General features: G+C 61.1%; 19 protein-coding genes and 1 pseudogene. 12 read left to right on the top strand and 8 right to left on the bottom strand.

Going from position 1 to position 17,061, the window contains the following annotated elements; translation table 11 throughout:
• Positions 1 to 36 precede the first annotated feature (36 nt).
• Complete coding sequence (locus FEZ60_RS03700; RefSeq protein ID WP_172935528.1) at positions 37 to 495, bottom strand: hypothetical protein; 459 nt, start codon at positions 493 to 495, stop codon at positions 37 to 39.
• A gap of 145 nt (positions 496 to 640) precedes the next feature.
• On the opposite strand from FEZ60_RS03700, the pseudogene FEZ60_RS32360 reads away from it, so the two are divergent.
• Together FEZ60_RS32360 and FEZ60_RS32355 are read left to right on the top strand one after the other, a co-directional pair.
• A pseudogene (locus FEZ60_RS32360) lies at positions 641 to 820 on the top strand (recombinase family protein); the annotation flags it as partial.
• Positions 821 to 875: 55 nt separating this feature from the next.
• Positions 876 to 1,025, top strand: coding sequence for a helix-turn-helix domain-containing protein (locus tag FEZ60_RS32355; RefSeq protein WP_346343328.1), 150 nt, complete (start codon positions 876 to 878; stop codon positions 1,023 to 1,025).
• A 116-nt stretch (positions 1,026 to 1,141) separates the two neighbouring features.
• On the opposite strand, the gene FEZ60_RS03690 is transcribed toward FEZ60_RS32355, so the two are convergent.
• From FEZ60_RS03690 to FEZ60_RS03675, 4 genes are all read right to left on the bottom strand, one after another.
• Entirely contained in the window at positions 1,142 to 1,450 is a 309-nt protein-coding gene (locus tag FEZ60_RS03690) for a hypothetical protein (RefSeq protein ID WP_045067760.1), read from the bottom strand.
• 696 nt (positions 1,451 to 2,146) lie between these two features.
• Positions 2,147 to 2,731: a hypothetical protein gene (locus FEZ60_RS03685; RefSeq protein ID WP_033232025.1), complete on the bottom strand. Its 585-nt coding sequence runs from the start codon at positions 2,729 to 2,731 to the stop codon at positions 2,147 to 2,149.
• Between the two features lie 134 nt (positions 2,732 to 2,865).
• Positions 2,866 to 3,171, bottom strand: coding sequence for a hypothetical protein (locus FEZ60_RS03680; protein ID WP_242484376.1), 306 nt, complete (start codon positions 3,169 to 3,171; stop codon positions 2,866 to 2,868).
• A 441-nt stretch (positions 3,172 to 3,612) separates the two neighbouring features.
• The gene (locus tag FEZ60_RS03675; protein WP_172935527.1) at positions 3,613 to 4,554 is read right to left on the bottom strand and encodes an alpha/beta fold hydrolase; all 942 of its coding nucleotides are present in this window, start codon (positions 4,552 to 4,554) and stop codon (positions 3,613 to 3,615) included.
• A gap of 110 nt (positions 4,555 to 4,664) precedes the next feature.
• On the opposite strand from FEZ60_RS03675, the gene FEZ60_RS03670 reads away from it, so the two are divergent.
• Together FEZ60_RS03670 and FEZ60_RS03665 are read left to right on the top strand one after the other, a co-directional pair.
• A complete protein-coding gene (locus FEZ60_RS03670) occupies positions 4,665 to 5,687 on the top strand; it encodes a YafY family protein (protein ID WP_172935526.1) in 1,023 nt (340 codons plus the stop codon).
• Entirely contained in the window at positions 5,688 to 6,308 is a 621-nt protein-coding gene (locus tag FEZ60_RS03665) for a YdeI/OmpD-associated family protein (RefSeq protein ID WP_172935525.1), read from the top strand. It begins immediately after the preceding gene.
• Between the two features lie 99 nt (positions 6,309 to 6,407).
• Here FEZ60_RS03665 and FEZ60_RS03660 read toward each other — a convergent pair whose 3' ends face one another.
• Complete coding sequence (locus tag FEZ60_RS03660; RefSeq protein ID WP_172935524.1) at positions 6,408 to 7,028, bottom strand: class I SAM-dependent methyltransferase; 621 nt, start codon at positions 7,026 to 7,028, stop codon at positions 6,408 to 6,410.
• 143 nt (positions 7,029 to 7,171) lie between these two features.
• Between FEZ60_RS03660 and FEZ60_RS03655 the strand changes: the two genes are divergently transcribed.
• Together FEZ60_RS03655 and FEZ60_RS03650 are read left to right on the top strand one after the other, a co-directional pair.
• Positions 7,172 to 7,894, top strand: a complete 723-nt coding sequence (locus FEZ60_RS03655) for a hypothetical protein (RefSeq protein ID WP_141485720.1) — start codon at positions 7,172 to 7,174, stop codon at positions 7,892 to 7,894.
• 36 nt (positions 7,895 to 7,930) lie between these two features.
• Complete coding sequence (locus tag FEZ60_RS03650; RefSeq protein WP_033232028.1) at positions 7,931 to 8,590, top strand: response regulator transcription factor; 660 nt, start codon at positions 7,931 to 7,933, stop codon at positions 8,588 to 8,590.
• A gap of 12 nt (positions 8,591 to 8,602) precedes the next feature.
• Here the strand turns inward: FEZ60_RS03650 and FEZ60_RS03645 are convergent, their stop codons facing one another.
• Positions 8,603 to 9,295, bottom strand: a complete 693-nt coding sequence (locus tag FEZ60_RS03645; RefSeq protein WP_116103276.1) for a hypothetical protein — start codon at positions 9,293 to 9,295, stop codon at positions 8,603 to 8,605.
• A gap of 229 nt (positions 9,296 to 9,524) precedes the next feature.
• On the opposite strand from FEZ60_RS03645, the gene FEZ60_RS03640 reads away from it, so the two are divergent.
• The 5 genes from FEZ60_RS03640 to FEZ60_RS03620 all read left to right on the top strand — a co-directional run bounded on the left by FEZ60_RS03640 (position 9,525) and on the right by FEZ60_RS03620 (position 15,514).
• On the top strand, positions 9,525 to 10,088 hold the full coding sequence (locus FEZ60_RS03640; RefSeq protein ID WP_033232029.1) for an FxsA family protein: 564 nt from the start codon (positions 9,525 to 9,527) through the stop codon (positions 10,086 to 10,088).
• An 18-nt stretch (positions 10,089 to 10,106) separates the two neighbouring features.
• Complete coding sequence (locus tag FEZ60_RS03635; protein ID WP_172935523.1) at positions 10,107 to 11,705, top strand: amidohydrolase family protein; 1,599 nt, start codon at positions 10,107 to 10,109, stop codon at positions 11,703 to 11,705.
• Complete coding sequence (gene lnt, locus FEZ60_RS03630; protein WP_045067754.1) at positions 11,695 to 13,296, top strand: apolipoprotein N-acyltransferase; 1,602 nt, start codon at positions 11,695 to 11,697, stop codon at positions 13,294 to 13,296. The genes FEZ60_RS03635 and lnt overlap by 11 nt, the downstream gene beginning before the upstream one ends.
• The gene (locus FEZ60_RS03625) at positions 13,289 to 14,596 is read left to right on the top strand and encodes a TerD family protein (RefSeq protein WP_092807879.1); all 1,308 of its coding nucleotides are present in this window, start codon (positions 13,289 to 13,291) and stop codon (positions 14,594 to 14,596) included. Before lnt ends, FEZ60_RS03625 begins: the two co-directional genes overlap by 8 nt.
• Before the next feature lie 120 nt (positions 14,597 to 14,716).
• Positions 14,717 to 15,514, top strand: coding sequence for a hypothetical protein (locus tag FEZ60_RS03620; protein WP_033232032.1), 798 nt, complete (start codon positions 14,717 to 14,719; stop codon positions 15,512 to 15,514).
• Between the two features lie 404 nt (positions 15,515 to 15,918).
• Here the strand turns inward: FEZ60_RS03620 and FEZ60_RS03615 are convergent, their stop codons facing one another.
• Entirely contained in the window at positions 15,919 to 16,257 is a 339-nt protein-coding gene (locus tag FEZ60_RS03615; RefSeq protein WP_033232034.1) for an RNA polymerase-binding protein RbpA, read from the bottom strand.
• A gap of 201 nt (positions 16,258 to 16,458) precedes the next feature.
• Between FEZ60_RS03615 and FEZ60_RS03610 the strand changes: the two genes are divergently transcribed.
• Complete coding sequence (locus tag FEZ60_RS03610) at positions 16,459 to 16,800, top strand: hypothetical protein (protein ID WP_033232035.1); 342 nt, start codon at positions 16,459 to 16,461, stop codon at positions 16,798 to 16,800.
• Positions 16,801 to 17,061 lie beyond the last annotated feature (261 nt).

Here is a 17,061-nt window from a genome sequence, read left to right as displayed (position 1 = left end):
GCTAATACGGTAGGGAATTCGGCTATGTGCCGAATCCTATTTTTCAGCTGATGCAACGTCATCGTGAGCGAGGTCCTCATGTGTGACCGCGGGGTAGTACACGGATGCTGCTCCGAAGGAAATCGCTGAGATCGTCAACGCAGGCCAGGCGATACTAAACCCATCGGCTCCTGCAACGGAGAGCGCAGCAGTGACGATCATCGCGACCACCACAGCCGTCGACGTTGCGAATGCGAGCCGCCACGTCGTCGGCGCCGCGGCGCGGACGTGTCGCTCGCCGACCGCGAGGACGCCCTTCCCCGTCAGGATTGCTGCCATTCCCAAAAGCGCGCCGGCAGGAAGCGAGCACAACGACCCGAGGCAGATCGCGGTGAGAACACTACTGACATCGCTGGAATCTGCGAAGAGAAGCGCGAAGTAACTTCCGAATACAGCTCCCACGATCAGCGGCCACGCCATCGCTCGGCTCTGCCAAGAAACACCCGAACGAGTCATACCGCGACGATACCGATCAGGTGGCAACGTCCACCTCGAATCACCTGACGGTCAAGCCCCGTGCCAATAATTCGGTAAAAACGTGCCAAACAATTTCGGGAGTCACAGGTAAATAAGGGTTTCCGGGACTGATCAGGTCCTCGATTTGCAGAGGGACGCTCTGGCTGCCATTCGATGCGATCGAGTGTGGGAAGAAGTGACGAGTGGCGCCAAGGACGATCGCCCGGCCCTGCTCGATCTACTCAGTCACCTTCGCGCCGGTGGCACCCTCGTCGTCTGGCGACTGGACAGACTAGGTCGATCACTCAAACATCTGATCGAAACTGTCAAGGACTTGCAGCGGCGCGGCGTAGCTTTCCGCTCGTTGACGGAGTCGACCGATCGGGATTGGCACACCCAGGACGGAGATCGCGAAGGCACTCGGAATAGGCCGCGCCACTCTCTACCGACATTGTCAGGTAGACGGTTGGCGCACAGCACTTCTGAACGCGGAATGTCAGAAGACGACTGCATGCTCGGCGAAAGCATGATCACTGACTGCTGAACCGGCCGCTGACGTGGAGATCTGGGACGAGTGCCTGGTATTGGTCCTTGAGGAACGCGAGGTCGGCGTTGCCGGGGTTGGCCAGGCTGGTGCTCACTCAGCTCACTTGGTGGTCCCGTCGCCTCCACGCTGTCGACCCCTATCAGGGTTGATGTGGAGTCGAACGCCCTTATAGGCGACTGTGTACGGCACATCGTCGTCGTTGTCCGGGTCGCCGGAGCCCGCAGGGTCAGGCAGTTCCGCGATCTGCTCGATGACGATCTGTGCTCGCGCCGCACCGGGATCGAACATCTCCTGAAACGGCCCGACGAACGACCCCCCAAGGCCGCGGCTCTTCGCCCGGACCGCCGCCCACCAGAGCAACGGCAATGGGCCGAACATGGCAAACAGCAGTAAAAACCCCAGTCCCATGCCCACGAGCGTACCGACCGACCGCTATCAAACGGGCTCACGTCAGTGCGACAATCCCGGTACGGTTCGGTGTCCGCATGGTGTCAGGAGGAATATTTCACGTTTCGAATACTGCACACCGCCAATCGACGTCTCAAGTCGTCACTGAACGGTTCGGCCTGGAAGCAATTACTGATGATCGCAGGTCGCTGGATCTGGTTCTTCCGTTGCCGTGGAATGGCGAATAGCGTTGTCGAAAGTAATCCCTTGCGAACTTCTCGGCGTACAGCGCCATCGGGTTCTCTCTGACTGGTACACGACGAAGCCCGCCGACACCCGGAGATATCGAGTGGCTTCCAAAGAGTCGGTGGCCGTCTTGCGCCTCTCGGCACTCCGTCGAGGTGCCGCTATTCGATACAGATGCATCAATGTTGTATCTGACTGAACGGGAACCGAGTCAGGTTAGAGTGTGCGTATTCGATGATTTGCGAGCAGTCTTTCGACGCTCAAGCATCCTCCGCTTGCAGCTGGAGAGTGCTTGACGTGTTTGGGTAGAGCGGAGATGTCGAAGTCGTTGAACCCGTCGATTTCGACCGGGAGATCGACGCAGCAAGACGGCTTTTCCTTCCGGCCAGTCGACAGCGTCGGCGAGCCGCCATATCCCGGACTGTCGGGTTAACGGCACACTCGATAGAAGGTTTTGCGCGTCGATGTTGGTCAGATTGATTCTGCGCTGTTTGCTGACTCGACGAACCGCGACCAGTACGGGACGCTGATAGTTCGGGGGGAGAGTGCCTTTCGGCCCTGTCCGGACAGCAACTCGTTGGTGAGGTATTCGAGTAGGTTGGCCCCGTAGTAGATGATGTCGGTCTGCCACACGGAGAACACCGGTGATTCTGACGGTGAGGGCGCGGCGGGGGTGAAGCGGTGCGCGTAGATCGGAATGAGGCGCGGCCACCCCCTGAGTTCTCGGCGCACCGTTGTGGCTATGTCCTCGGTTGAGGAGGGCAATGTGCCCCACGATGGCGGCCAGAACGGCGGACTCTGATGCAGTGCATCCCATATGAATCCTTCGGCAACACTATCTAGCCATGTCTCCAGCTCGAGGTCGTCGCCGTTTCGCCAGTCCGGCCAGCGGTCACCGAGCGGTAAGGCAGTGGCGAGCAGGCTACGGTGATCCGGATTGAAGTGAAATCCGAAGCGTTCGTGGACAGAGTCGAATTCAGATTCGGTTAATCCGGGGCCGAGTTCGATTCCGGCGTCGTTGAGCAATGCCGCTGCTTCGCGCCCGATGAGTGCCATCCGAGGAGTTTCGCAGATATCCACGAAGACCGGGAATACTGCACGTTTCGAATGTGGCACCTCCTCCAGTCACAGTGGAGGTAATCCGCTCTATAACCAGTCAGTCATCCTCGACAGACGGTTGATCTGCTTCCTCAGTGATGCGGGTACTCGCGGACAAGTTCTGGATGTTTGGCACGCAGATAGTGGCCGCTCAGTGTGACGCGTTCTGCTGCCAACCACGCCCATGCCGACCTGTCCCACTCGGCCAGTTCGGTAACAATGTCCGCGACAGTGACTGTGCCACTCTCACTTTCGCGCAGAACGACAGTGGGATCGTCCCAGTCGATTTCTGCGGCCTCATTGTCCAGTGTCCCGTGCGCTGCGATGACGGCGAGGTCCATATCTTCCGAAAACGTTCGGAATTGGACTTGGCGCTGAAAGTCGTTGTCCGCGACCATATCAAAGTCCAGTGCCGCGACTAACCAGCGGCGAGGATGGCAGAGCTTGGTTCTCACGAAGACTTGATCGCAAGAGATGGAAAGTATTCGAATCTGTGGTCCGAGCGCTGCGGCGCGGTGGGATGGCGGATCAACACGGCTCGACCGAACAACGGCAAGCCGACGTCAGAACAACGTCGATCCTCGGGGAATCCCGCGCGACGATCGATGAATTTCGTGTCGATCACGTCACGCCCTGGCGCGAGGGCAGTTCGGCGACCGTGACTGTGCGCCGACGATCGTCGATCGGCTCCCGTTCGGCGGCAACATCATCGAAACCGACTCGCGCATGGCCGAGCTCAGCAATCCGCCTGATCCATGCACCAAGGGGTCCAGATCAAGCCGCCTTACCGGATCTGAATGAGATTGACATATTTCCTGAGGCGCCACCTAGCGTTGAAGCTATGTTGCATCCTGCCGTTCCAGCCAGTTCAAGATTGCTTGGTTAGTTTCCTTGGGCCTTTCTTGTTGGATCCAATGACCGCAGTCAAGATTGACTACTTCTACGTTGGGCACGAACTCTGTCAGTTTTTCAGACTTCGCGATGGCGTCGCGGTCGCCGTAGATCATGAGTGTGGGCTGTTGGATGATTGGGTTCACGTCTGCCAACACATGCCAGTTGCGGTCCAAGTTTCGGTACCAATTGATACTGGCCGTGAATCCTGTCGATTCGAAGGCGGAGACTAAAACGGCCAATTCGCTATCGCTCATCAGAGGCTCACCGAGCGGCGTCTCTGCTCTGGCGAGATCGATCAGCGCCATACCCGGCTGAGGCTCCCTGAGGGGTTCGTTCTTCCGGTACATGTTGCGGAGGAACCGGAAGGTGTTGTCTTCGAACACGGCGTCCGCGACGCCCGGCTGTCGATTGAAGTGGACGAAGTAGAAGTCACCGCCAAGCACGGCTTCCATGAACTCAATCCAGGGCTGCTCTCCGCGATCCTGGTAGGGCAAGCTCAGGTTGATCACTTTGTTTACCCGGTCCGGGTGCAACAGGGTCAGGCCCCACACGACAAAGGCGCCCCAATCGTGACCGACAAAGGTGGCATCTTCGTAGCCGTAGTGATCGAGAAGTGCGATGAGATCACCCGCCAAATGTTCAATGTCGTAGTCCGTCACTTCGGTCGGACGTGATGAATTGCCGTAGCCGCGCTGGTTCGGGACGATGACGTGGTAGCCCGCCTCGACAAGGGCGGGCACCTGGTATCGCCAAGAATAGGCGTGCTCTGGCCATCCGTGACACAGCACGATGGGTTTCCCGGCATTGTGTCGCCCTGCTTCGAAGACTTCGAGTTCCACGCCGTTGACTGGGATAAGGACGGGCTTGGGGAAGTCGGATGGATTCACGGATTCTCCTTTGGGTTGATTACCGATCGTGTGTGTGGAATGACCGGTTGCCCCGACGATAGGGAACATTGCGGACACATCGTGTCCTCGATTGTTGGCACACTGAAGAAATGCGGAACGATCCAACAGGTAGAGCGCTGCAGCTGCTGTCGCTTTTGCAGACTCATCGTTTCTGGCGCAGCGCCGAGCTCTCCGCACGACTCGAGGTCACGGAGCGAACGGTGCGCCGCGACGTTGATCGCCTCCGCGACCTCGGCTATCCGGTCGATTCCACGTCGGGAAAATATGGGGGCTACCGACTTGCAACAGGAGCACACGTGCCGCCCCTGGTTCTCGACGATGACGAGGCCGTCGCGGTAGCCGTCGGGCTACGCTACGCCGCTGAGGCAGCCATCGACGGCATCGAAGAAACGTCGCTGCGCGCGCTGACGAAAATCGAAACACTCCTGCCTCATCGCCTGCGCCGACGTGTGTCGGCGCTACATTCGAGCGTCATTTCGATGCGGCGGGCGGACGACAACGACATCGTTGATCCCGAAGCGCTCAGTGTGCTCGCCGCGGCATGTCGCGACCATGAGCATGTGCGTTTCGACTATCGGCGAGGTGATGGCGAGAGCAGCAGACGGTTGGTCGAGCCGCACCAACTTGTCACGGCAGGACGACGTTGGTACCTCCTGGCATGGGACCAACATCGTGGTGACTGGCGAACTTTTCGGCTGGACCGACTCTGGGAGCCCCAGCTGGCGGGCAGTCATTTCACACCGCGCGAGATTCCGGGTGGTGATGCGGCGGGCTTCGTCGCGAGCTCACTTGGCGCGACACCCCGTCATCTCGATGCGAAACTCGCCATCGAAGCCACGTTCGCAGAACTCGAGGGTGTGCTCCGATGGATTGACCACACACCAATCGAGTTGGGGCCGAACTTCAGTGTGGTCGAGATCCGCGGTGAAGATCTCGGCCGGCTCGCCATGACGGTTGCTCGCATTGCGCTCACCGCTCCAGTGACAGTCATCGAACCAGCCGAGCTCGCCGACACCGTAAGGCAGCTCGCCATTCACCTCAGTATCTCGCCACCATGCCGGTCCCTCGTCTATCGAGATACGTGTCCGTTTCGCTCTGAACTAGGAGAATAAATGACCACTTCGGAATCGCCGCCACCGGTCTCCGCCCACCCCCCAACGTGGAAATTCGACTACCCGATCATCCATGCCGAGACTCGGGAACAGTGGCGAACTTGGCTGACGCACAACCACAAATCGGCCCGAGGCGTGTGGTTGTGCTCCTGGCGCAACACCGCCGGCCGTCAACGCTGCCCGTACCCCGAGGCCGTCGAGGAAGCCATCTGCTTTGGTTGGATCGACTCCACCAACACCATCCTCGACGAAGAGCGCGGCTTGCAATTGTTCACGCCGCGCAGACCCAAGAGTTCTTGGACCCGGCTCAACCGCGAACGCGCAGCCGATATGGAGGCGCGCGGCCTCATGACCGACGCTGGGCGCCACGCCATTGCTGCCGCGAAAGGCAACGGCTGGTGGACGATTTCCGACCAAGTAGAAGACCTCGAGGAACCGTCTGACTTGACGGCGGCGCTGGATCGAGACCCGCGAGCTCGAAGCAACTGGGACGGTTTTCCGCCCAGCGCCCGTAAACAGATGCTGTGGTGGATCGTCAGTGCCGCTCGAGACGCGACACGGGCAAGTCGAATCGCCCATATCGTCTCCGAAGCGGCCATCGGTCAACGTGCCCGCGGCTGATCCGCAATTCGCTCGGGCCCGGTGCGAAGCCGTAGCGAGCTTCGGATCACTCGGCGACGCAACAGGTAGCGCCGCACAAGTCCTGGTGCCCGGAGTCAGTCAACCTGTGGGCCTGGCAACGCCGAGGGACAGCGCGCCCATGATTTTTGGTACACCCTTCTGATAGAAGGTGTCGAGGTCGTGGATCTCGAAGCCCGCGGTTTGCACGAGCGTCGGGATCTTGCGCGTGAGATGGCAGCCGCCTGCGACTGCTTTCTGGATCGGTTCGAAGCGGTGCTGCCAGCGTCGCACTTTCTCGTCCGGGGCAAGACCGTGTTCAACGAAATGCAGGGTTCCGCCGGGCTTGAGAACCCGTCGCACCTCGCGCAGCGCGGCGCCCGCGTCGGGGATAGTGCACATCGTCCACGTGGAGAGTGCGGCGTCGAAGGTGTTGTCGGGGAAGGGAAGTGACTGCCCGTCGAGTCCGGAGCGCTCGACGGGCACGGGTGACGCCGCGAGCCGTGTGCCCGCTAGTTTCCAGCCGAGGTCGGCGGGTTCGACGGCGCTGACCGAATCGATGGAGTCTGGGTAGAACGGGACGTTGAGACCGGATCCGAACCCGATCTCGACCACACGACCGTGCAGGTCGGCGCAGACTCGCTTGCGCGAGGGTTCGGTCAGCGACATCCCGCAGGTTGCGTTCACCAGTCGCGGAACGATGTGATCCTCGTAAAACCTCATGTCAGCCTCCCCGTTGTGTGGTTGCTGTACATCCAGCATTCCAGAATCCCGACGAATGTTGCACTGGCGACTTTGCAACGCGCTGGTGCCGATGTTGAAACGGGGTAACCGTCGAACGGGGACGGATTCGGAGAGGACAGATGATGACTGACAATCCACGATCAATTGCTGAACGCACCAGAGAGGTTCCCCCGGGTGACGGACAAGAACGATTCGCCGGCTACGGGGTGATGGGACAACCATTCGCTAGTGGCCACTACCTGGCGATGCGGCACTTTCCCGCCAGCTCGGTCGGTGCCGGGTACGACTCGGTGTGGCATCGAGACCCCGACGGACGTTGGATCATTTACAGCAGCAACTCGCCCGAGAACAGTTGCGCCCGATACTTCGGCTCGGATCTCGCCGACGCGCGAACAGCGGACATCAAGGTGACGTGGACGGGCCCGTCCGCCTTCACGGTCAGGGTGGACGAGACACTCGTGTGGGAACTCGACGTGGGCCGATCTGCGGCGACCGCCGCGATGACCGGCATGGGCAAGCTGATGCCTGGCGCAATGTGGCGCAGCAATGGCGTGATGTCCGCGATGGGACGCGCCGCCGGACCCGCGCTGGGTGTCGGCCGGGTGAAACTGACCGGGACCACCTCGAACGGTCAATGGTATCGAGCGAATCCTCGGATGTTGTGGACCGTCGACCGGAGTCGGGCGAGTATTGACGGGGTCGATATCGGACCGCCAGGTCCGCTACCTGTGCAGGCACGTCTCGGAGATTTCTGGCTGCCGCAGAAGGGGATGTTCGTCGTGGGCGAATCCTACTTCGAGCCCTACGACGCCACTCGACATCTGCCGGCCCATCCGAACGGCTGAGTCGCATCAGCCCGGTCGGCCCGATAGGTTTACGCGGTGCCTATCTCCGTGCTGATTGTCGATGACCAGGAACTCATGCGTATGGGGCTCAATATGGTCCTCGCGGCACACGAAGATATTTCAGTGGTCGGTGAAGCCGGGGACGGAGCGGCTGCGCTTGCCTCGGCGATCGCACTGAAGCCGGATGTCGTGCTGATGGACGTCCGAATGCCGATTGTCGACGGCGTCAGTGCAACCGAGCAGATTCTGGCGTCGGGGATCGAATCGCGTGTTCTTGTGATGACGACGTTCGATCTCGATGAACATGCACTCGGTGCGTTGCGGGCAGGTGCCAGTGGGTTCCTGCTCAAGGACACTCCACCCGAGGACCTCGTGTCCGCAATCCGCAGTGTTGCGGCCGGCGATGCTGTTGTGTCACCCAAGGTGACGCGAAGATTGTTGTCTCGCTTCATCGTCGACGGTCCGGCGCCACGGCGAGATCCGATCGTTCTGGACGTGTTGACCGAACGTGAACGGGAAGTGCTCAGCCATATCGCGGCGGGGCGATCCAATACGGAGATTGCCCAGGAACTGTACTTATCGGAGTCGACGATCAAGTCTCATGTGGGACGCATCCTCACCAAGCTGGATCTTCGCGACCGCGTGCAAGCTGTCGTGCTGGCCTACGAGACCGGGCTGGTGACTCCGGGCTCGTAGGCCGATACGAACTCAGGCGTCGAAGGAGCCGACCGTTGGAAGCACGATGCAGGACTTTCCGTCGGTGTAGTCGACCTTGCCGAATATTGCGGCCAGGACCTTGCCGTCACCGGTGTCGACGACCTTCGACAACAGGGGAGTGTCCACGACCGGGAGGGTCTCGTCCAGAGGAACAATTCCGCCCTTGAATGTGCTGGTGTTGATCCACGCGACACTCAACTCGGACGTTTTCGGAATCCCGATGTACGCGGGAAGTGCCTGGAATCGAAGTTGGTTGTCCTCCACCCACGGAGGCAACGGGAAGTTAGGCCCGGACTGCGCGGTAGCGAGAGTCACCGTCGCCATCTGTCCGTCGAGCCCACAACCAACCGTCGGTGCGGGATACATGAACGGCGCCGGTGTCGTGAAGCCGAGATTAACACCCAATGTCTCAGCGATCTGGTCAGCTGCCGCCGTGCCGATCAATTGATTCAACGCAGCGGTGGCCTCGGGCGAGATTGCGCCGGCTTGATCGATCAGTGCCGCGAGGTCGGTGGGCACATTGATCTCGATCGGCACTGTGAACTCGGCAGGTGCCTGCGGATCTGCCGCCGCAGAACCGGCTCCGACCAGGGCAGACCCTGCAGTCAGGGCTACGACGGCGGCAGCGCCGGCCAGCGCAGCGGGTAGACGCCGGGAAAGTCTGTTGCCGGGGAGTCGGCTCATGTCGGGCTCCTTCACGTTCACTAGGTCCGCTGGAAAGCGGGTGAAACGACTTGACCACACGCAGAGTCTAAAGGTCAACTTTAGGGTTAGATCGTTAGCGGAGCGTTAGTTAACGTCACGCACACCCGACGCGGTGGGAAGTGACTCACTACACAGGCAATGTCGGGCGCTCGGGAGAAAAACCGAACCGTCGTGCGTTGTAGTGGTAGACCGTCTGAAAGGGGACGTCATGATCGCCGCCATGTTCCTGCTTTACGTGATCGTCGAGATCGCCGCACTTGTCATCGTGGGCAACGCCATCGGCATTGCCTGGACAATTCTGCTGTTCCTGGCCGGTTCACTGGTCGGGATGGTGCTCATGCGTTCGCAGTGGCGAAAAGTCATGGACGGATTCCGCAAGGCAACGCGAGGTGAAGGTTCACCGTCACTCGCCGTGGCAGACGGCGCGCTCGTTGCTACTGGTTCCGCGTTGATGTTCGTTCCCGGTCTTGTCACATCGGTCCTGGGTCTGCTCCTACTGATTCCCCCGACCCGTTGGGCACTGCGTCCTCTTGCTGTCCTCCTGGCAGGCCGGCGGGCAGCAGCGTTCGCAGCGGGCGGTGACGCCTTTGCAGGCACCGTCGGATACGCAGCTCGGATGCGTGGAAACGGTGAGGTCATCGACGGCGAGATCATCGTCGAAACACCTACCGCGACCACCGAATATGTGGCCAGCAACGGCAAGGAACTTGTCCTCGAGGGTGAGATTCTCGACACGGATACACCCACCCGTTCGCGGGGGCCGCAGTACTAACAGGCAGACTTGGCGCTCGTGACTACTCGATTGCTGGTCAACGGCCGGATCTACAGTTCCTTTGCACCTGACGCGACTTCGCTCGCCATCACCGACGGCACCGTCGTCTGGGTAGGTGACGAACGCGCCGGACGCGCATTGCATCCCGGCGCCGAGATCGAAGATCTGGACGGTGCGTTTGTCACTCCCGGTTTTGTCGATACCCACGTCCACATCACTGCGCTCGGATTGTCCATAGTCGGACTTGATCTTGTCGGTGCACAGTCGCTCGACGAATGCCTTTTGCGTGTAACGGCATTCGCCGACGCCAATCCCGACGCCGTCATCTGGGGGCACGGTTGGGACGACACCGAGTGGGCCGATCAGACTGCGCCCTCGACGGCTGACCTTGATGCCGCAGCGCCAGGGCGCAAGGTGTACCTCTCCAGGATCGACGTGCACTCGGCAGTGTGCTCGAGCACGCTGCGGGACGGGATCAATGGACTGGCAAACGAGGCCGGTTACTCCGCCGACGGCCCGCTGACTTTCGAAGCCCACCATCTCGCCCGCGCCGCCGCACGCAACCTCCTCACGGCAGATCAGCGCGCCGCCGCCCGCACCGCCGCTCTCGATCTCTGCGCCTCACGCGGAATCATTGCCGTGCACGAGTGCGGTGGCCCGGATATCTCCGGCCTCACCGATTTCCAGGAACTCCTCGCCCACGATCACGGCGTCGAGGTCCGCGGATACTGGGGTGAGCACGTCAGTACCGCGGAGGACGCTCGAGCGCTCCTCGACAAGACCGGCGCGCACGGACTCGGCGGTGACCTCTTCATCGACGGTTCGCTGGGATCGCACACTGCGTGGCTCGCCGAACCCTATGCAGATCAACCGGATTCGACCGGAAACGCCTACTTGGGCGTCGACGCCATCGCGGCGCACGTACGGGCATGCACCCTCGCCGGAATTCAAGCCGGGTTCCATGCAATCGGTGATGCCGCCGTCTCGGCCGCTGCGACGGCATTTCAGCAGGTTGCCGACGAACTCGGCGGACCCAAGGTCGCCGCACTGGGTCACCGTCTCGAGCACGCCGAAATGATGTCTGTCGCCGACGCCGAAACCTTTGCCGCGCTCGGCGTCATTGCCAGCGTCCAGCCGGTCTTCGACGAATTGTGGGGCGGCACCGACGGCCTGTACGCGACGCGACTGGGCGGCGAACGTGCCGTTGCACTCAACCCGTTTGCCCCGGCCGCATCCAAGGGCGTATCCCTCGCATTCAGTTCCGACGCACCGGTCACTCCGGTGGAACCGTGGGCGATGCTCCGCGCCGCAGTGCATCACCGCACCGACGGAAGCGGCATCTCACCTCGAGCGGCCTTCTCGGCCGCAACCCGCGGCGCCTGGCGCGCCGGTGGAGTCCGCGACGGCGCGGCCGGAACACTCAACCCGGGTGCGCCGGCGTCGTATGTCATCTGGGAAGCGGGAGACCTCGAGGTAAGCGCGCCGGCCGACTCGGTCCAGCGATGGTCGACCGATCCGCGCTCGCGTGTCCCGGCGCTACCGAGTCTCGACGCCGACGCGCAGGCACCGGTGTGTGTTCGATCGGTGCATCGTGGACGCGTCGTTTATGAGCGTTGAGTCACCCGCCGGGCAGCGGTCTCGGATAACCGAGATTCTGACCCGTTCGGTGTGGTTGCGGTCGCTGTACTCGGCAGCGGGTGGATATCTGATCTTTGTGGGGTTTCCGCCGCGGCCTCTGTGGTTTCTCGCACCGGTGGGCATTGCACTCCTCACGTGTGTGCTGACGAACTTCGGCCGCGGGGGACTGCGGCTGCGAGCTGGATTCGGATACGGCTACCTGGCAGGTCTCGGCTTCCTGATTCCACTACTCCCGTGGATCGGGGTATTTGTCGGCGCAATGCCGTGGATCGCCCTTGCCGCCGTGGAGTCACTGTTCATCGGATTGTTCGGGCTCCTGGCAGTTTTGGTGTCTCGGTTACCGTGGGCTCCGCTCTGGATTGCCGCAATCTGGTCATTGACCGAATGGCTGCGCTCCAGTGTTCCGTTTGGCGGATTCCCTTGGGGCAGGCTTGCTTTCGGCCAGTCCGAAGGTTTACTGCTTCCGCTGGCCAGCCTCGGCGGAGCGCCGCTGCTCAGTTTCGGGGTGGCCCTGACCGGCACCGGTTTGGCTGCCGTAGCTATTGCCGTTGCAGGCAAACGCTGGGACAGGGGATTTGTCGGAGCGGTTGCCGCATCCGTCGTACCTGTTCTGCTGGCTGTTGCCGTGGCGCCGTTCCTCGCAACCATGGACTCCGGCGAGAAGACGATCACCGTCGCGGCAATTCAGGGAAGCGTCCCGCGGTTGGGGTTGGACTTCAATTCCCAACGCAAGCAGGTGCTCGACAACCATGTTGCCGAAACTCTGAGGCTTGCTGACGAGGTCGACGCCGGACGCGTCAAACAACCCGACATTGTCATCTGGCCGGAAAACGCCTCCGACATCGATCCGCTGCGCAACGTGGACGCAGCAGCCGACATCACTCGCGCTTCCGTATCGATCGGTGCGCCGATCCTGGTCGGTACCGTGCTGGTCAACGCCGACCGGACAACCACGAACTCCGTGATCGTCTGGGACGGAAACAAGGGTCCGCAGGAACAGCACGACAAGAAGATCATCCAACCGTTCGGCGAGTACCTGCCGTATCGCGATTTCTTCCGGAAGTTCTCCGAGTACGCCGACCGCGCCGGCAACTTCGTACCCGGCGACGGCAATGGCGTTGTCCACGCCGCGGGTGTGCCCATCGGCATCGCCACCTGCTACGAAGTGGCATTCGACCGGGCATTCCAGGAATCAGTGCGCAACGGAGCGCAACTTCTTGCCGTACCGACCAACAACGCCACTTTCGGCGATACGGAGATGACGTACCAACAGTTGGCGATGTCGCGAGTTCGTGCCGTCGAACACGGCCGAGCCGTGGTCGTCGCAGCTACCAGCGGTGTCAGCGCCATCATCTCGCCGGACGGTTCCGTCACGTCGGAAACCGACTTGTTCGTACCCGAGTATCTGGTTGCGGATGTGCCGCTGTCGACCGACACCACACTTGCAACGAAGCTTGGCCCCGCGCCCGAGGTCGTCCTGTGCCTCCTCGCTGCGGGCTCAATAGTGATAGCAGTAATTTCCCGACGACGTGAACCCTCCCTTCCCGAAACAGGAGAGAGCAATGACTGACGTAACCAAGGGCTCGAAAACCGATCTGGTGGACGCGAGCTACACCATCGCGCTCGACACCGGAAGCGTTCGCGGTGTGGTGGATATCGCGGCAGTTCTGCTCGGCGCCGACGGGAAAGTCCGAACCGACGACGACTTCGTTTTCTTCAACAACCCGAAAGCCCCCGGCGTTGCACTCGTTTCGGACGAGACGATCACCATCGACCTCGCCGCTCTGCCTGCTGACGTTCACCGCGTGTTGATGACCGGCAGCACTGAAGCGCAGGGAAAGAACTTCTCGGATGTCACTTCCCTCCGCGTCGACGCCCGTGGATCGTCGCAGCAGTTGTCTTTTGTGCCAACAGGTTTGACTACCGAAACGGTGCTGCAGTTGGTCGCCTTGTATCGCCGCGGCGCGGGTTGGCGTCTCGACGCTGTCGGACAGGGATACAGCGCCGGATTGGCAGCCTTTGCCGCTGAACACGGTATCGACGTCGATGACGACGAGCCCGCTACTGTTGCGGCTCCTGAAGCACCCGTAGCCGCTCCCGCCCCCACCATCAGCTTCGAGAAAGTCTCCGTCAGCCTCACCAAGGATTCACAGGACAAGACAGCGCGCATCGACCTGCGTAAGAGCCAAGGCGATCCCAGTTGGGTGTTGACTGTCGGCCTGGAATGGGACGGGCGCGGGGCGACGTACGACAAGAACGGCAAGGTCAAGAAGTACGGCGAAGGAGACCTCGACGTCTACTTCTTCTGCCGTAACGAGGAGACCAACGACTACGTCGTGATCAGCGGTGAGCCGAACCATCGAGGTGGACTCGAAACCTGGCCGCACATCTACCACTACGGAGACAGCGCCGGACCGGGCAAGGGGAAGAAGCCGGCCGTCGAGCAGGTTCGTGTGCTGCCCCACGAGAACGGCGATCTGCTGGTCAACGTTTATCAGAGCGTGGACAACGGGGCCGGTGCAATCGATTCGTTCGGCAATCCTCGCGTCGCCATTCGGTACGGCAAAGCCGGTAAGGACGGACTCCCTGGTTCGGACGCCGACGAGATCCTCGTGTACGTCGGCAACGGCAAGAACTCGTTCTGGGCGACCGTCGCGCACATCGATGTGCAGGACGGTGTGCTGACCGTCGACGGGGAGACGCGCTACAGCCGAACTCTCAGTGAACGCATGCCCGGTCTGGACGCCGACGGTCAGTGGGTACAGCGCCCCAAATCGGGCCCGACCGGACGCAGCAAGAAAGCGAACAAGGGCGTCGGACTGGACAAGTACTCCGGGCCGTGCGATTCGGGGCGTAAGAAGCGCCGTTAGGGGCAAAGCCCCTGTGCGCCTTTCCGGTAGCCCCCACTACCAAAAAGGCGCACAGGGGGCTTCGCCTCCTTCATTATCGGGTATTCGCCTTGACACCTAGTCGAGCAAAGGGCGTTTCCCATGATTGAAGATCAGAGTGTCAGCCGTAAAACGAGCGTTGTCGATGCTGTTCTACGGTCTCCACTTGCGGGATTGTCCCCGTGGATTCTGCTCTCACTATTGTCCGGACCAGGACGATTCGAGGAATCCGCTGCAGCGGCGCTCGGACTATCTCTGCTGATACTGGCCGCAAATCATCGGCGGGGCGGCACTCTGAAACTGCTGGAACTGTTCGATGTCCTCTTCTTCGGCATACTCGCAGGAATTGGACTGTTCGCATCGGCAAATACGATCGAATGGTTCGAATTGTGGGGCGGTGAGCTCACCAATATCGCGCTTGTTGTCTTCGCTTTCGGATCGATACTGCTGCGCAATCCGTTCACCATGCAATATGCAAAGGAATCCACTCCGGAGGAGTACTGGACCACTTCGCTTTTCTTGCGGATCAATTACGTCATCACCGCGGTCTGGGCGCTGGCCTTCACCTGGTCTGCGATTGTCGGACTGATCGGTGACGCAGTGCTGGGCGACAGCGGCAATTTCTGGACCGGTTGGATTCTGCAGTTGGCTGGCACGTTCTTCGCTATCTCGTTCACCGAGTGGTACCCGAGCTACGCCCGGAGCAAGGCCGGCCAAGCACTCGGGTTTCCGGTCGAGCCGCCGGAATCGATTGCTCGACTGTTCGATTTCGTGCCAGTTTTCGTAGCAGTCACCGGCATGGCGGGACTGGTGACGGATTCGACGACGGTCGCTCTGGGCGTCGGGTTGATCGTGGTGGGGGCGGCAGGATACGTGGCGATGCGTCGCTGGACCGCGTAGGCGCAATCGGCGAAGGAGCTGGGCCCCTTTTCCTCGAGTGAGCATGGTTTTCTGGGCGCTGGAGCCTGTGCTCACTGAGCAGAAACTGTGCTCACTCGCATACCGGCCGTACTCCATCCGTGACGTTTGGCAGCCGAGCCGTCAGGGGATACAGCAAACACTGGTACAGATATCCGTGCCGATGGCTTTCCCTGCCGAACAGTGCGAGGAAGGCTACCGGCACGGCGCTTGTCTGATCGATGAAAACTGCTGAGCGGGAACGCTTTCGGATGACATCGGCGTCGAAGAAGGGTTCGTGGACAATGACTGCAACACAAGGACCACATCGGCATCGGATGCAACGAGAAAGACCGCCCGGCACCTGGCCGGACGGTCTTCGACGTGCAAACTGTAGTGCTAGTGCATCACGCTCCGCGGCGCTTGGCCTTCAGGAGATCGAGACGCTCTTTCAGAAGTTCTTCGAGTTCTTCGACGGAACGACGCTCGAGCAGCATGTCCCAGTGGGTACGCGGCGGCTTGACCTTCTTGGCTTCGGGCGCAGTGCCCTCCATAAGGGAACCCTCGAGGCCGTTGCGGCACATCCACGTACCGGGGATCTCGGCGTCGTCGGCGAACGGGATGTCAAAGATCTCACCGTTGTCGCACTTGTACTTCGCCATACGACGGGGGGCGAGGTCATGGTCACGGTCGGTCTCGTAGCTCACTGCTCCGAGTCGGCTACCTCGAAGTACGCGATCTGCCATGGTGGTGTCCTCTCTTCGTTCGTCACCGCTGGTGGGCGCCCGGTGTTGGGGAGTAGACGCTCACACTCATCTACAACGCCACGAGCACCGGATTGGTTCCCGTGTGGCGAGAAGACGCAACCTCCCCATCTTACCGGGTCCCGCGCGCTCGCATCCGAGCGGACATCGAGGGCGTCTGAATCTCGAGTAAAGTGTCATCTCATGACCTCGAGCACGCGCCCCAGAAGCGCCGGTAGTCCTTGCGCGTGGTGCGGTCGTGGCGTAGCGGCAGTCGGCGTCGGCCGTCGCCGCCGGTACTGCTGCCAGTCGTGCCGCCAGCGTGCGTACGAGCAGCGTAATGCGGTGAAGGGCACCAGCGTTCCCGCGGACGCGGTCATCCTGACGGCCACCGAGGCCGTCGAGTTGGTGGACCGAATGTTCGAAGTTCGTTGCGCTGCTGAAGACGTTGCCACTGCTGTCGCTGAGGGCGCCGATACTACCGAGCTACTCGCCTTGTGTGAGCAGCTGACGGTGCTCGCACGCGAGGCCGAACGTTTTCGATGAACGCCTGATTTCTTTCGATCGACGAGGTGTTTCGATCCTCCCCGTCTGGGCAATCACTTTGTAGCTGTGTGCGCGCCGCCGTGAATATGCAGTGGGCGCACGAGGCGACACAACTTCAATCCTTCAGTTCGGACCTTCGGGGAGGTTCGAACTCCGAGCCGACCCATTAATCGCGATCGACGCGATGTGCGGTGGCTCGAACAGGGTCGTTCATGGTTTCCACTCTCGATATCGAGGCGGTGCGATGTACTTCTTCAATCC

The sequence above is a fragment of the Rhodococcus sp. MS16 genome (assembly GCF_013277795.1).
Taxonomy (GTDB): domain Bacteria; phylum Actinomycetota; class Actinomycetes; order Mycobacteriales; family Mycobacteriaceae; genus Rhodococcus_F; species Rhodococcus_F globerula.
This window is presented reverse-complemented; position numbering and strand designations above follow the sequence as displayed.